Here is a 14117-nt window from a genome sequence, read left to right as displayed (position 1 = left end):
GTCAGATCGGGTTGGCGCCCATGGGGTTCGGGTAGGGGACCGCACCGCTGTGGGCGACGGCCTTCGCGGCCGGAGTGAGGGCGGCGAGGGCTGCCGCGATATCGGGGATGTCGCGGTAGGCGGTCATGGCCAGCTCGTCGGTGCGGGATTCGAGGTGGATGCGCAGGTTCCGGCCGGTATCGGTAATGCCGCTGTCATCGAGCAGACCGCGGGCTTGCAGGCGGTTGCGGGCTGCGGCCCAATCGGTTTCGGTCCAGCCGCGATTGTCGCGCCACATCTGCTCCGGCGCGCCGGTGTCGGCGGAGAAGAGAACATGGGCTTCACAGCCGTCGATGCCCTCGGCGAGCAGGCACCCGACATGACCGTCGCCGCGATGCTCGCGCAGTGTGGTGGCGGCCTGCCAGAGCGCCGCGGCGGGGTCGGCTGGGGTGGGCAGGTCGCGATTGGCCGCGAAGAGCGCGCGGCCGGGCGCGGGCGCTCCGGCGATGGCCGCCTGGAGTGCGGGCAGGGCCTCGTCGATGACGGCGGCGAGATCGGGGACCAGGGCCTGAAGCACCCCTGCGGCGGCGGTACTCCGGGTGGTCAGGGCGATCTCGGGAGTGGCGAAGGTCCACGCGTCGGGAATCGCGCGCCGGATCATCGCCGGGTGGAAGTTGTAGAACGTCGCTTCGATCACGCCGGGTCCGACGGCGCCCAGCGGTGCGGAGCGGGCGGCGAAATAGCCCATCCAGTATCCGCGGAAGCCGGCGGCCTTGTTGGCGGCGGTGCAACTCGGCGCGAAATAGGTCACCGCGTGCAGCGGTTCGAGCACCCGCCACATCGCGCGGGCGAAGTCGTTGTCCATTCCGTCACACTACTTGCTAGATTCATCTCACTAAAGCCAGATCGCCGGATGATTCTCCGGAATTCTGAGAACCGCCGGATTGTGCTGCGCTACAGGCGGATTGCCGCCCCGTCGAATCGTAAGTTTGCGCGCCCGTTTTCGCGCTCACTGTAAGGCATGTGACCTGGGTCACTAGATTGATTTCCGCTGGTAACGCTGTTTCATATTCAGGCAACAATCGGACCCGCACAATCCTCACAGGTCAAGCGACCGAGATTTGAGGAGTTGTATCTATGGCATCGACCCGGACCGAGGCGGCTTACAGTGATCGGCTGATAGCCGTCGAGCCCGGCGGCGACGACTACATTCCCGACAGAGCCCGGCACGGTACGCCACGAAAACTGTTCTGGACGTGGATGTCTCCGAATATGGAGTTCGCGACGATCTTCGTCGGCGTCCTCGCCGTGACCGCCTACGGGATGAACTTCTGGCAGGCGAGTCTGGGTCTGGTGATCGGACTCGGTCTCGGCGCGGTCGCGCACTATCTGCTCTCGGCCCGCGGCCCGCTGCACGGTGTGCCGCAAATGGTGCTGGGCCGCTTGGGATTCGGCTATCTCGGTAATGCGCTGCCGGCCGGATTCATGGCCATCATGTGCGGTGTCGGCTGGTTCGCCACCAATAGCGTCAGCGGCGCGTTCGCGCTGAACTCACTGACCGGTCTGCCGAAACTGCCCTCCTTGCTCGTCATCGTGCTGGTGCAGACCGCTTTCGCATTCTTCGGCCACAATCTGGTGCAGGCCTTCGAGCGAATTGCCTTCCCGCTCTTGGCGATCGTCTTCGCCATCGTCACCGTGGTGATCTTCAGCAAGGCCGATCTGGGCGCACCCGCGCCGGCCGGAGGCGCGGGCGGCATGGGCGGCTTCCTGCTGACCGTCGGCACCGCATTCGGTTACGGCGCGGGCTGGAATCCCTACGCCGCGGACTACTCTCGCTATCTGCCGTCCACCGTCTCCCGGACCGCGACCGGCCTCTGGGCCTCGGCCGGCCTGTTCCTCTCCTGCGCCTGGCTCACCGTGGTCGGCGCCGCCTCGGCGACCGTGGCCGCGACGGCCGAGGGCAGCCCGACCGATGTGTTCACCGCGAATCTGCCGACGGCACTGGCGAAGCTGACACTGCTGGCCATCGCGGTCGGCGCGGTGGCGGCCAATGCGCTCAATGTGTATTCGGGCGCAATGGCTTTCGTCACCATGGGCTTCAAGCTGCCGGTACGCATCCAGCGGGCGCTGGTCTCGGCCGTCTTCGGTGTGGTCGGCTTCCTGGTCGCGTGGTGGGCGCTGCCCGACGCCGCGGCCAACTACGAGGCCTTCCTGCTGATCGTCGCCTACTGGATCGGCCCGTGGCTCGGCATCGTCTTCGCCGACGAGTATCTGCGGCGCGGCCAGCGCATCGATCACCTGCTCTACGACCGCTCGTACACCAACTGGGGCGGCGTGGCGGCCTTCCTGATCGGTCTGGTGCTGTCGGTGGTGCTGTTCTCCAATCAGGCGAAGTTCGTCGGCTACGCGGCCAAGGCCTGGCCGCAGCTCGGCGATATCACCTTCTTCGTCGGCTTCCTGATCTCCGGCGCGGCATATCTGCTGCTCAACCGTGCACGGATCGCGCGCGCGGCGGTGGCAGCATGATCGGCATGATCACCGCAAAAGATCTGCTGGTCACCGCCTATGACGAGGCGCAGCTCGGGCTCGCCGAGGGCGGCATTCCGATCGGCGCCGCGCTCTTCGACTCGCAGGGGAACCTGCTCGGCCGCGGTCACAATCGCCGCGTCCAGGCCGGAGACCCCAGCCTGCACGCCGAGACCGACGCCTTCCGCAATGCCGGTCGCCGCCGCGACTACCGCGACACCATCATGGTGACCACCCTGTCGCCCTGCTGGTACTGCAGCGGCCTGGTCCGCCAGTTCGGCATCGGCGCGGTGGTGGTTGGCGAGTCGATCACCTTCACCGGCGGCCACGAATGGCTTGCCGCACACGGGGTGTCGATCACCGTGCTGGACGATCCGGCCTGCGTGGACATGATGGAACGCTTCATCGCCGACCGGCCGGAACTCTGGAACGAGGACATAGGAGTAGCGGAGTGACCACCCGCGGCTGAGACCATCCGGCGAGTTCCTGCGGCCGTCGGGAGTGTGGCGGCCGCAGGGGCGAACCGGGCCGGGGCGCTGCGGCTCCCCATGCCAGGGAACATCCGCAGACGCGCGGGGGTTGGCACGAATCATGACTACCGTGGGATTGATCGGGAGCGGCAATATCGGCGGGACGCTGGCCAGACTGGCCGTCGCCGCCGGGATCGATGTGGTGCTGAGCAATTCCCGGGGGCCCGAGACCCTGGCCGATCTGGTGCGGGAGCTGGGGGAGCGGGCGCGCGCCGGAACTCCCGAGGAGGCCGCCGCGGCCGGAGACATTGTGGTGGTGACGGTTCCGTTGAAGGCCTACCGCGACGTACCGGCGGACCCGCTGGTCGGCAAGGTCGTCATCGACACCAATAACTATTACCCCGAGCGCGACGGCGAGTTCCCGGATCTGGAGGCGGGCACGGCCACCAGCAGTGAGCTACTGCAGCGGCATCTGCCGCGGTCACGGGTTGTCAAGGCGTTCAACAACATCTACTTCAAGCATTTGGCGGTACTGAGCCGCCCGGCCGGTGCGTCCGATCGGACCGCGCTGCCGATCGCGGGCGATGATTCCGACGCGAAAGCCGCTGCCACACAGTTCATCAATGCGCTGGGCTACGACACGGTCGATATCGGCGGTGCGAGCGACAGCTGGCGGACTCATCCCGATACTCCGGCTTACGGTGCGCCGTACGCGGCCGCCGCTCCCTTCTGGGAGAACGACGCGGCCCCGGCCGATGCCGAGACGGTGCGCAAGGCGGTCGACGCCGCCGAACGGTGAAACTTCTTGCCCGATGGTGAAATCCATCGGCCGAATTGCCGGGCCGGATACTGCGACATCCCCTCGGATGCTGTGCTGTCCGGGCCGGACAACCCGATTCATTTCCCCCGGGGCCAGCCCCTGCGGCAACGGTGTCAGGTCCGTCGCGCGGGGCCGCGGATCAGTCGTTGCAGATGGCCGCGCGCACGATGGTGGAATCGCCGTACCAGAGCGCGGAGCTCTCGGCCTCCGCCGGCGTGGAGCCGTAACCGCCGGTGTACTTGTTCATGCTCGCCGAGTAGGCGACCGAACCGCAGCCGGTGAAGGAGGCGACGGTCGAGCAGTCGCTGTAACCGCACTTGGCCTCGGCGGCCTGGCCGGCGGCGGACTCGGAGTCGTAATTCCAGGCTCAGCCCAGATCGCCATCACCGGAGACGGCGATGGCGCCCCAGTTGGCGGAGGCCGACGCCGGTGCGGCGGGCAGGACGGTGGCGAGAGCGGCGAACGCGATACCGGCGGTACCGAGAAGGATCTTGCGTATGAGTGTTCCTAGCTGTGTGTCGAACCGATAGTGCTGCCGGCCGAACGAATTCGGCCGTGCGCACCACTATCGTGTGCGGCACCGACAGGCGTTAACCGCTAGGTGAACACGCAGAGGGTAAGGCGCTCAGCGCTTTTCCCGTCCGGGAAGATCAGTTTCCGGCCCACCGATTGGCGGTGATCTCGTACCCGGGCAGGCCCGCGGTGGACACCTTGGACTCGTAGATCCGCACGTAACCGGTGCTCGTGATCCGCCAGATGCCGTCCTCGCGGCGGTAGGTGTCGTTGTAGTACGCGGCCCCGCGGATCAGCAATTGATAGTCGGGGACTATGACCGTGTCCTCCAAACACCAACTGCCGGTGGCGGTATCACCGTCGACCTCGATCTCCGGGTGATTGGCCACGTGCACGGTGATGATGTTCCCGCTCAGCGCGCCCTGCATATAGTCGACAATCTGGTCCCGACCTGCGAATTCGAGCGGCATTCCACCTGAGGGCGAACCGTAGGAACCGATCACGTCGGTGCTGAGCGTCTCGCCGAAATCCTTCCACTGCTTGAGGTCCAGCGTCCGCAGATAGCGGTACTTGAGGGTGCGAATCTCCTCGACTGCATTCAAATCCATAGTGAATTGGACCACGACCAACCAAGCATTTGCTACCCTCCCGAAATGATTCCCACCCTGGTCTGGGGCACCGGCAATGTCGGCCGTGCCGCCATCCGCGCGGTGGCCGCGCATCCGGCGCTGAAATTGACCGGCGTGCTCGTGCACAATCCGGCGAAGGTGGGCCGCGATGCGGGCGACCTCGCCGGGCTCGACACCGCACTGGGCGTGGCGGCGACCGACGATATCGCCGCCGCGCTCGCCTCGGGGCCGGGCGCCGTGGTGTACGCGGCCTCGGGCGATATCCGGCCCGATGACGCCCTCGCCGACATCCTGCGCGCACTGCGAGCGGGCGCGGTGGTGGTGACCCCCGCGCTGTACGCCCTCTACGACCAGCGCAATGCCCCGGCCGAACTGCGCGAGCCGGTGCTCGCCGCGATCGCCGAGGACGGCGGCTCACTGTTCGTCTCCGGCGTCGATCCGGGCTGGGGCAACGATGTGCTGCCGCTGCTCGTGAGCGGGCTCGGCAGCACCGTGGATGTGGTGCGCTGCCAGGAGATCTTCGACTACACCACCTACGACCAACCCGATTCGGTGCGCTATCTGGTCGGCATGGGTCAGCCCATGGACTACGACCCGCCCATGCTCATGGCCTCGGTGCCGACCATGGTGTGGGGCGGGCAGATTCGGCTCATCGCGCGCGGGCTCGGCGTCGCCGTCGAGGAGATCCGCGAGGTGGTCGAGCGGCGTCCGCTCGACGCCACCGTCAGCACCGAGCTGATGGGCGAGTTCGAGGCGGGCACCCAGGGCGCGATCCGCTTCGAAGTGCAGGGCATTGTCGACGGCCGCGCGCGCATCGTCATCGAGCACATCACCCGCATACACGCCTCCTGTGCCACTGATTGGCCGCTGCCGCACGGCGGCGCCGGCGCGCATCGCGTGATCATCGAGGGCCGCCCGCACATCGAGGTCACCATTCAGGCCACCGATGAGGACGGCAATCACTCCGCGGGCGGAAACGCCACCGCCGTAGGCAGATTGGTCGGCGCCATCGACTGGCTCGTGGCCGCCGAACCCGGCCTCTACGACGCCCTCGACATCCCCCTGCGACCCGGCACTCTCGGAAGGAACCAGCCGTGATCATCGACATTCCCGAAGGCAAGGACCCCATCGGCTACGTATGGGGTGAAATGGTGCCCGGCATCGGCACTGCCGCCGCCGCGTTCTCCCTCGCCGTCTACTCCCACACCACGCTCGGACTGCGCGAATTCGAGGCCGCCCGCCTGCGTATCGCACAGATCAACGGCTGCCTGTTCTGCCTGGACTGGCGCACCGACCGCAATGGCGAAAAGGTCGACGAGTCCTTCGAACAAGATGTCACCGACTGGCGCACCACCGAATCCTTCGACGACCGCACCCGCCTGGCCGCCGAATACGCCGAGCGCTACGCCCTCGACCACCACAATCTCGACGACGAATTCTGGACCCGCATGTTCGCCGCCTACTCCCAGGCCGAAGTGGTGGAACTGTCCATGTGCCTGGGCTCCTGGCTCGCCTTCGGCCGGCTCAACCACGTCCTCGGCCTCGATGCCGTCTGCGTACTTCCCGGTCATCCCGCGGGGCGGTAAGCAGCCGATGAGCGGCGCCGTCCGGCCCTACCTGGACGGCGCCGCTCACCTTTCTCCGGCGGACCGGACTCCGTGCTGATCATTCTGCCCGAGACCTTCCTGTCCTCGGGCATGATGGCCACCGCCCTCATACCCGGTTGGGTGCAGGGCATTTCGAAGTTCAACCCGGTGTCCTGGGCCGTCGATATCGGCCGCAGCGGACTCGCGGGCACGGCCGGCGCGGGATTCGTGGCCGCACACCTGGGCTACCTGCCGGCGCTGGCCGCGCTCGCGTTGTGGTGGGCCGTCTCCGCCTTCCGGAGTTATCGGCGCACGCAGTGAGATTCGGCTAGGTGAGTACGAGAAGTTCGGTCGGCGAAGCGATTTCGATGCGCAGGCCGAACTTCTCGGCCACCCGCGCCAGGCCGTTGATATCGGCCGGCTCGGAACGGGCGAGGACCAGCGCACGGGCCAGCAGGCCCTTGTGATGTTTATTGAAGTGACTCACGACCGTTCGGCTGCCGTCGGGACGCTCGGTGAGCACGGCGGCGGTGATCGCACCGGGGATGCGGCCCAGATTCTGGTAGGTGCCCGAACGCAGATCGACGATCAGCTGCCCGTCGGTCTCCTCGCGCAGCGCCTCCGGCAGCACCTGTTTCCACACCGATTGCAGCGTCGGCATCCCGGGCAGCTTGGAACCACCCGAAAGCCGGTACGCCGGAATCGGATCGCCCGCCCGCACCACGCCGAACAGCGCCGACCCGATGGCCAGCCGCGCATTGGCCTTGGTGCGCTGCGCCGTGGTGAAGCACGCGGCATCGAGCGCGTCGTAGAGCACGCCGGTGTACCGGTCCAGCGCCGCCCGGGTCGGGGAGGTGCGCAGCGCGGCATTGCGCGCGATCTCCGCGTCAGCCCCCTTGCCCAGGGCCAGCGCGGACCGCGAGGCCTCCGGATCGGCGGCCAGTTGGATCAACTCGGTGACCAGCTTGTCGCGAACCGCCGTGAGCTGCGGCATCGCAAGGGCATCCAGGTCCAGGGGACGGCCCGAACCACCGTCGGACTTGGTTTCTGAGGGAGGCAGCAGCACCAGCACAGGCGAACACGGTAGTGCACGCGAGCGAGCGAGCAGTGAGGCACTGTGAGCATCGGCTCAGCAGCGGCTAGTCTGTGGAGCCGTGATCACCCGCCTCTCCCACCTCTTCCTGCGCACCCTGCGCGACGATCCCGCCGATGCCGAGGTGCCCAGCCACAGGTTGCTGGTCCGCGCCGGATACGTGCGCCGCATCGCGCCCGGCATCTACTCGTGGCTGCCGCTCGGCCTGCGCACACTGCGCAAGATCGAGAATGTCGTCCGGGAGGAAATGGACGCCATCGGCGCCCAGGAGATTTCGCTGCCGGCGCTGCTGCCGCGCGAACCGTACGAGACCACCAACCGGTGGACCGAATACGGCGACGGCCTGTTCCGGCTCAAGGACCGCAAGGGACAGGACTACCTGCTCGGGCCCACCCACGAGGAGCTTTTCGCGCTCACCGTGAAGGGTGAATACAACTCGTACAAGGATCTGCCGGTCACTCTGTACCAGATCCAGACCAAGTACCGCGATGAGGCGCGTCCGCGCGCCGGCATCCTGCGCGGCCGCGAATTCATCATGAAGGATTCGTACTCCTTCGACCTCGATGAGGACGGGCTCGAGAAGAGCTACAGCGCGCACCGCGAGGCGTACCAGAAGATCTTCGAGCGCTTGGGCGTGTCGTATGTGATCGTGGCCGCCACCTCCGGCGCCATGGGCGGATCCGCCTCCGAGGAGTTCCTGGCCGACAGCCCCGTCGGCGAGGACACCTACGTGATCTGCCGCGAATCCGGTTATGCCGCAAACGTCGAGGCAGTGATTACCGCCGCACCCCCGGAGATCCCGCTCGAAGGCCAGGCCGAGGCCGTGGCACACGAGACCCCCGGCACCCCGACCATCGCGTCGCTGGTGGAGTGGGCGAACAGTGCGGGCATCGCCGAGCAGCTGGGCCGCCCCGTCACCGCCGCGGACACGCTGAAGAACGTGATCGTCAAGCTGCGCTACCCGGACGGCAAGACCGAGATCCTCGGCGTCGGCATTCCGGGCGACCGCGAGGTCGACGAGAAGCGGCTCGAGGCTTCGGTCGAACCCGCCGAGGTGGAGCTGCTCGGCGACGCGGACTTCAAGGCCAATCCCTTCCTGGTGAAGGGTTACATCGGCCCGAAGGCACTGCTGGCCAACGGTGTTCGCTACCTGCTCGACCCACGCGTGGTCTCCGGAACCGCCTGGATCACCGGTGCCGACGAGTCCGGTAAGCACTACGTGAACCTGGTCGCCGGGCGCGACTTCGTCGCCGACGGCACCATCGAGGCCGCCGAGGTCCGGAACGGCGATCCCTCGCCCGACGGCCGTGGCGTCCTGGAGACCGCGCGCGGTATCGAGATCGGCCACATCTTCCAGCTCGGCCAGAAGTACACCGACTCCTTCGAGGTCGACGTGCTCGGCGAGAACGGTAAGCCGGTGCGCCTGACCATGGGCTCCTACGGCGTCGGCGTCTCCCGCATGATGGCCGTGATCGCCGAGCAGATGCACGACGAGAAGGGCCTGCGCTGGCCCCGCGAGGTCGCGCCGTACGACGTGCACGTGGTCATCGCCAATAAGGACGACGGCGCGCGCGAGGGTGCGGAACAGATTGTGGCGGAACTGAACTCGCAGGGTCTCGAGGTGCTCTTCGACGACCGCAAGGCCTCCCCGGGCGTCAAGTTCAAGGATGCCGAGCTGCTGGGCATGCCGCTGGTGGTCGTCATCGGCCGCGGCTGGGCCGAGGGCAAGCTCGAACTGCGCGACCGCTTCGCCGGCACCAGCGATGAGCTCCCGGCCGAATCGGCCGTGGCGTCCATCGTCGCCAGGGTGCGCGGCTGACCGTCCGATAGCGAGACAGGAAGCCGCGCATCACGTTTGGTGATGCGCGGCTTCGTTATTCCGCCCCGGTTGTTTCAGCCGGGTCGTTTCAGCCCTGATGTTTCGACTCAGTTGTACGCCCTGGCGACGTCGCCGAGCAGATGCTCGAGGGTGTCGTAATCCGGTGGATCGACCACATTGACGAGGTTCGTGTCCACCGGAACCTGGTGCTCGGCGGTGACTTTCGTGAACAGGCTCGGATCGTTGGGCCGGAAGCCGTGTTCGGCTGCGAGCCGTTGCAGCTCCGAATCGGTGGTCAGCAGCTTGCCGATCCGATCGCCCTTATCGTTCAGCGGTACCACCGTGTGCTGGGACAGCACGGTCGGCTTCGGGTACATCAGTACCATGTCGGGCTTCAACTGCCCGTGCACGGCGGCGTCCACGTACTGGGCTTCGTAGACCCAGGCCATCGGCACCGGGCCCATGCCATTGGCGAGGTAATCCTTGAACGGTCCGTCACTGCTGGACTCGGTGTAGCCCTGGCGCGTGAACAGGCGCGAAATGCGGGACACCGCATAGTCTTCGGCCTTGGTCCCGCGCACGATGGTGTTGTCATTGGCGACATAGGCGGTCACCGCCAGGTACATCGCGGCGGAGTTGGACGTCCGCGGATCGGTGGTGGCCACCAGCACATTCTTGCGGACCGGATAAACGGTGTTACCCGCCAGCTGATCCCACTGCGTGCCCTGCTCGGCCAGGGCGAGGTACTTCTCGACGTCGAATGTTGTTGTCGCGCCGGGCGCTACGATGCCGGCCTGGGTCAGCAGGTCCGCGATCGGCTTGAAGGTCGCGATGACCATGGGGGAGGCGAACGGCGTGTACTTGCCGCTCACTCCGCGCTCGCGCTGGATGCGCTCGGCCGCCGCCGCACTCGACGGAAAGGCGAAGTCGTACTTGGCCAGATCCACCGAGGTGGAGATCTGCCGCGATCCCGCCGGATCGACCTGCACCTGCAATCCGTGCTTGGCCAGCGCCTGCGCGACCTGCGGATCGTCGAAGAACGCCATCTTCTCCGAGCCGACCACACCGTGCACGGTCGTCAACGGCACCGGTCCGGCGCTCACCGGCCCCGAATCCGGCTGCTGCACAGCGACAACAGCCACCACCGCGATCACCGCCAGCACGGCGCCCCCGCCGATCAGTACGGTGCGGCGCGGCAGGGCCGCCGACCGTCCGCCCAAACCCCGCGCGGCCGAACCCAATCGGCCCAAGGTGTCGAACAGATGACTACCGGCCGAATTCGAATTGTCGCCCAATGGAATTGCTGTCGTATTCGCTGAAACCGATTGTTCGATATCGGGTTCCGCCGCGGCCGGATCCAACTCCCGCCGCGCAATTCGCTCGATCAGAATGGGAACGAAATCCCGCACCGAATGCCCGTCGAACCGCCGCCGCACCGTACCCACCACGGCCTCGACACGTTCCTTCGAATGCGCCTCGCCATAGTCGTCTACCAGGCGATTCGTCAGCGCACGCAGTGCTTTTTCTTCCCGGGCAGTATCGACCGCCACAGTCTCTCCTCGACTCACATCGGAATTGATTGCGCGGCAGGGATAATGCACCTGTCCACGTCGGTCCGACCTTACCGGTATTCACCGACGAGTTCGGACCGAGCGAGATCGAGAAGAATTGTCCCCGGGCCGAATCTGTGCGGCTATCGGGTGGCGGTCAGGGCTGGCCGGGAAAGGCGACCGTGATCGGGTTGGCGCCGAGGATGGACTGCCAGGTGGCCAGTCGCATGGCGGTTTCGGTGAGAGCGTCGAGGGCGATGTGCCGGATTTCGGGGGTGTCGGCGCGTTCCACCGCGGACCGCCACACCGCGGCCGTATCGGACTCGACGGTCACCGCGAGTTTGGCGGCCGGAATCGGGTCGTCGACGACGAACGGGGTCGTATAGGCGGCGGCGGGCGCCGGGGCGTTCGCACCGAGCGACTTCAGGGTGTCGATGGTCGCATCCCGCCGGGCCCGGTGTGCCGCAGTGGATTCGGCGACGAGCCTGTCGCGGTCGTGATTGGCGAAGGCGGCAATGATGCCGTACGCGTAGACGGCGGCGTACTCGGCGCTCAACGCATCGGTGAGCGCCTGCTGATCAGATGTGGTCATGCGAGCAGGACTCCCGCGTGGGTGGCGCAGGCGGCGCTGATCGAACCGAGCAGGCCGGCGCGATAGCCGGTGAGCGTGACCGACAGGTCGGCGGCGGCGCGCTGGGCCTGAGTCAGGTTGGTGCGCAGCTGATTCACCGACGGCGGCGGCACCGCGACGGTGGGGGTGACCGGCGCGACCCGGCGGCTGGGCGTGGTGCCGTCACCGTAAACGCCTATGGCGCGGTCGATTTCGGTGCGCAGCGCGTCGGCGTGCGCGCCGCGCTGGGTGGCGATCGTCTGCAGTGCCCCGGCCTGCGTGGGGTTGACGGCAATGGCCGCGCTCGCGACGGCGGCATCGGTGCGGGCCGACAGTTCCTGTGCCAGCAGCGGATCCGGAGGCTCGGGGTTGTCGTCCTTGGCGCAGGCGGTCAGCGTGCCGGCGGCCGCGACGGCGAAGACGCCGCCACCGGCCAGGCGCAGTACGGCACGGCGGTCCACGGTGCGAACGGAGGGCTCGGGCGTGAGCGGAACGCCGCCTGTTCGGCGGCTCTGACTGCGGGGCACGGGTACATGGTGCCAGCCGCCGGAGCGCGCCCGCCGCGTCAGGGCCGTCCGATAGGCTGTGATCTCGATCGATATGCCACCGGAATGGGCGCGTCGGCACTGGACACGCCGCCGTTCCGGTAGCGCCGACCATGCCGAAGTAGCGACCATCGGCTGGTCCTTTACACTCTTTCCGCGCGTTACGCTAGACCTTCGGTGCGCTAATTCGCCGAACTCTGGACAGCACCACCGCCGCACCGCACAGCCGCACCACACAATCGCAACCCGTGACAACTGAACCAGGAGCCGCCCCAGATGCCGATGCCGACCGAGGAAAGGGTGAGCCAGCTCGTTGCTGGACTCGTCGAACGCCGGGGATTCGACCTCGAGGGCGTTTCGATTTCGGCCGCCGGTACCGCGCATGCCAAGGTGAAGGTGACAGTCGACAGTGACGAGGCCGCCCCACTGAACGCCGTCGCAGAGCTGAGCTCGGAAGTTTCCGCGGCGCTCGACGAGGCGGGCGACTTCGGCGAGACCCCCTATCTGCTGGAGGTCACCACCCCCGGCATCGATCGACCCCTCACCGAGCTACGCCACTGGCGGCGCGCCCGCGGCCGCAAGGTGAAGGTCACGCTCCGCCCGGGCGTCGAATCTCCGGAGGAGAAGGGCAAGGCGCGCTTCGAGGCTCGCGTGGGGGCCGCCACCGAGACCGAGGTGGCACTGGTCCTCGGCGGCAAGCGGAAGCCACACCGGGTGACGGTGCCGCTGGCCGGAATCGAGTTCGCCGTGGTGCAGGTGGAATTCTCTCCGCCCGGCACCGCCGAACTCGAGCTAGCCGGGGGAGTCGCACCGGGCCGTCCGCGGCCGGGTGCGCAGGAGGTGCCCCTGGACGACGGCGCGGCAGACGAAGCACCGGACGACGAAGCACCCGAAGACGAAGACGAAGCAGTATCCGATTCACCGACCGAAGGGATCGTGGAATGAACATCGAAATCGAAGCCCTGCGCGCGATTGTCGCCGACAAGGGGATCTCGATGGAGACCGTGATCTCCGCGATCGAGTCCGCGTTGCTCACCGCTTATCGGCACACCGACGGCCATGAGGCCAACGCCCGCATCGACATCAACCAGAAGACCGGTGTCGTGCGGGTGATGGCCCGCGAGGTCGACGCCGACAGCAATGTCATCTCCGAATGGGACGACACCCCAGAGGGTTTCGGCCGCATCGCCGCCACCACCGCCCGCCAGGTGGTGCTGCAGCGGCTGCGTGATGCCGAGAACGAGAAGTCCTTCGGCGACTTCGCCACCCATGAGGGCGATATCGTCGGCGGCGTCATCCAGCGCGACGCCCGCATGAACGCGCGCGGCACCATCGTGGTGCGCATCGGCAGCGAGGCGAACGGCACGGAGGGCGTCATCCCGCCCGCCGAGCAGGTGCCGGGCGAAACCTATGAGCACGGCGATCGCATCAAGTGCTACGTGGTCGGCGTCTCGCGTGGTCCCCGCGGCCCGCAGATCACCCTCTCGCGGACCCACCCGAACCTGGTGCGCCGCCTGTTCGCGCTCGAGGTGCCGGAGATCGCGGACGGTTCGGTCGAGATCGTGGCCGTGGCCCGCGAGGCCGGGCACCGCTCCAAGATCGCGGTCCGCTCCACCGTCTCCGGCGTGAACGCCAAGGGCGCCTGCATCGGCCCGATGGGTCAGCGCGTGCGCAATGTCATGAGCGAGCTGGCCGGCGAGAAGATCGACATCATCGACTACGCCGAGGATCCGGCCACCTTCGTCGGGAATGCGCTCTCCCCGTCGAAGGTTGTCTCCGTCACGATTGTCGATCCCGACGCCCGTGCGGCCCGGGTCGTGGTGCCGGACTTCCAGCTCTCGCTGGCGATCGGCAAGGAGGGCCAGAATGCCCGCCTCGCAGCACGTCTCACCGGCTGGCGTATCGATATTCGCAGCGATGCGGCACCCGATGTCGCGGGGTCGGTGCGCTCCGAAGCCCATCGGAGCTGACGCACGG

At 67.2% G+C, this 14117-nt stretch carries 15 protein-coding genes and 1 pseudogene; 9 read left to right on the top strand and 7 right to left on the bottom strand.

The window, feature by feature from the left end; translation table 11 throughout:
• Window position 1: 1 nt before the first annotated feature.
• Window positions 2-844: an SCO6745 family protein gene (locus OG716_RS20175; protein ID WP_405139044.1), complete on the bottom strand. Its 843-nt coding sequence runs from the start codon at window positions 842-844 to the stop codon at window positions 2-4.
• Window positions 845-1116: 272 nt separating this feature from the next.
• Here OG716_RS20175 and OG716_RS20170 point away from each other — a divergent pair, with 272 nt between their 5' ends.
• The 3 genes from OG716_RS20170 to OG716_RS20160 all read left to right on the top strand — a co-directional run bounded on the left by OG716_RS20170 (window position 1117) and on the right by OG716_RS20160 (window position 3774).
• Window positions 1117-2505: a purine-cytosine permease family protein gene (locus tag OG716_RS20170; protein ID WP_405139043.1), complete on the top strand. Its 1389-nt coding sequence runs from the start codon at window positions 1117-1119 to the stop codon at window positions 2503-2505.
• On the top strand, window positions 2502-2960 hold the full coding sequence (locus tag OG716_RS20165; RefSeq protein WP_405139042.1) for a nucleoside deaminase: 459 nt from the start codon (window positions 2502-2504) through the stop codon (window positions 2958-2960). The genes OG716_RS20170 and OG716_RS20165 overlap by 4 nt, the downstream gene beginning before the upstream one ends.
• A 136-nt stretch (window positions 2961-3096) precedes the next feature.
• A complete protein-coding gene (locus OG716_RS20160; RefSeq protein ID WP_405139041.1) occupies window positions 3097-3774 on the top strand; it encodes an NADPH-dependent F420 reductase in 678 nt (225 codons plus the stop codon).
• 160 nt (window positions 3775-3934) lie between these two features.
• Here the strand turns inward: OG716_RS20160 and OG716_RS20155 are convergent.
• Window positions 3935-4150 (bottom strand): annotated as a pseudogene (locus OG716_RS20155) (DUF4189 domain-containing protein); the annotation flags it as partial.
• Window positions 4151-4445: 295 nt separating this feature from the next.
• Window positions 4446-4916, bottom strand: coding sequence for a nuclear transport factor 2 family protein (locus tag OG716_RS20150; protein ID WP_327144909.1), 471 nt, complete (start codon window positions 4914-4916; stop codon window positions 4446-4448).
• A gap of 45 nt (window positions 4917-4961) precedes the next feature.
• Here OG716_RS20150 and OG716_RS20145 point away from each other — a divergent pair, with 45 nt between their 5' ends.
• The 3 genes from OG716_RS20145 to OG716_RS20135 all read left to right on the top strand — a co-directional run bounded on the left by OG716_RS20145 (window position 4962) and on the right by OG716_RS20135 (window position 6844).
• Window positions 4962-6035 (top strand): dihydrodipicolinate reductase, encoded by a 1074-nt coding sequence (locus tag OG716_RS20145; protein ID WP_405139040.1) that lies wholly within the window; start codon window positions 4962-4964, stop codon window positions 6033-6035.
• On the top strand, window positions 6032-6523 hold the full coding sequence (locus tag OG716_RS20140) for a carboxymuconolactone decarboxylase family protein (RefSeq protein ID WP_405139039.1): 492 nt from the start codon (window positions 6032-6034) through the stop codon (window positions 6521-6523). Before OG716_RS20145 ends, OG716_RS20140 begins: the two co-directional genes overlap by 4 nt.
• A 72-nt stretch (window positions 6524-6595) precedes the next feature.
• Window positions 6596-6844: a hypothetical protein gene (locus OG716_RS20135; RefSeq protein WP_405139038.1), complete on the top strand. Its 249-nt coding sequence runs from the start codon at window positions 6596-6598 to the stop codon at window positions 6842-6844.
• A gap of 7 nt (window positions 6845-6851) precedes the next feature.
• Here the strand turns inward: OG716_RS20135 and yaaA are convergent, their stop codons facing one another.
• Window positions 6852-7595, bottom strand: a complete 744-nt coding sequence (gene yaaA / locus OG716_RS20130) for a peroxide stress protein YaaA (RefSeq protein ID WP_405139037.1) — start codon at window positions 7593-7595, stop codon at window positions 6852-6854.
• Between the two features lie 82 nt (window positions 7596-7677).
• Here yaaA and OG716_RS20125 point away from each other — a divergent pair, with 82 nt between their 5' ends.
• Window positions 7678-9435, top strand: a complete 1758-nt coding sequence (locus OG716_RS20125) for a proline--tRNA ligase (RefSeq protein WP_405139036.1) — start codon at window positions 7678-7680, stop codon at window positions 9433-9435.
• A 107-nt stretch (window positions 9436-9542) separates the two neighbouring features.
• Here the strand turns inward: OG716_RS20125 and OG716_RS20120 are convergent, their stop codons facing one another.
• The 3 genes from OG716_RS20120 to OG716_RS20110 form a co-directional block, all read right to left on the bottom strand.
• Window positions 9543-10985: a three-helix bundle dimerization domain-containing protein gene (locus OG716_RS20120; RefSeq protein WP_405139035.1), complete on the bottom strand. Its 1443-nt coding sequence runs from the start codon at window positions 10983-10985 to the stop codon at window positions 9543-9545.
• Between the two features lie 157 nt (window positions 10986-11142).
• Window positions 11143-11577 (bottom strand): ferritin-like domain-containing protein, encoded by a 435-nt coding sequence (locus OG716_RS20115; RefSeq protein ID WP_405139034.1) that lies wholly within the window; start codon window positions 11575-11577, stop codon window positions 11143-11145.
• On the bottom strand, window positions 11574-12122 hold the full coding sequence (locus tag OG716_RS20110; protein WP_405139033.1) for a hypothetical protein: 549 nt from the start codon (window positions 12120-12122) through the stop codon (window positions 11574-11576). The genes OG716_RS20115 and OG716_RS20110 overlap by 4 nt, the downstream gene beginning before the upstream one ends.
• Window positions 12123-12416: 294 nt before the next feature.
• Here OG716_RS20110 and rimP point away from each other — a divergent pair, with 294 nt between their 5' ends.
• Both rimP and nusA read left to right on the top strand, forming a co-directional pair.
• Entirely contained in the window at window positions 12417-13085 is a 669-nt protein-coding gene (gene rimP, locus OG716_RS20105; RefSeq protein ID WP_405139032.1) for a ribosome maturation factor RimP, read from the top strand.
• Complete coding sequence (gene nusA, locus OG716_RS20100; protein ID WP_327144921.1) at window positions 13082-14110, top strand: transcription termination factor NusA; 1029 nt, start codon at window positions 13082-13084, stop codon at window positions 14108-14110. Before rimP ends, nusA begins: the two co-directional genes overlap by 4 nt.
• Window positions 14111-14117: the final 7 nt, after the last annotated feature.

This window comes from Nocardia sp. NBC_01388 (assembly GCF_045040085.1).
In the GTDB taxonomy this organism is placed as follows: Bacteria; Actinomycetota; Actinomycetes; order Mycobacteriales; family Mycobacteriaceae; genus Nocardia.
This window is presented reverse-complemented; position numbering and strand designations above follow the sequence as displayed.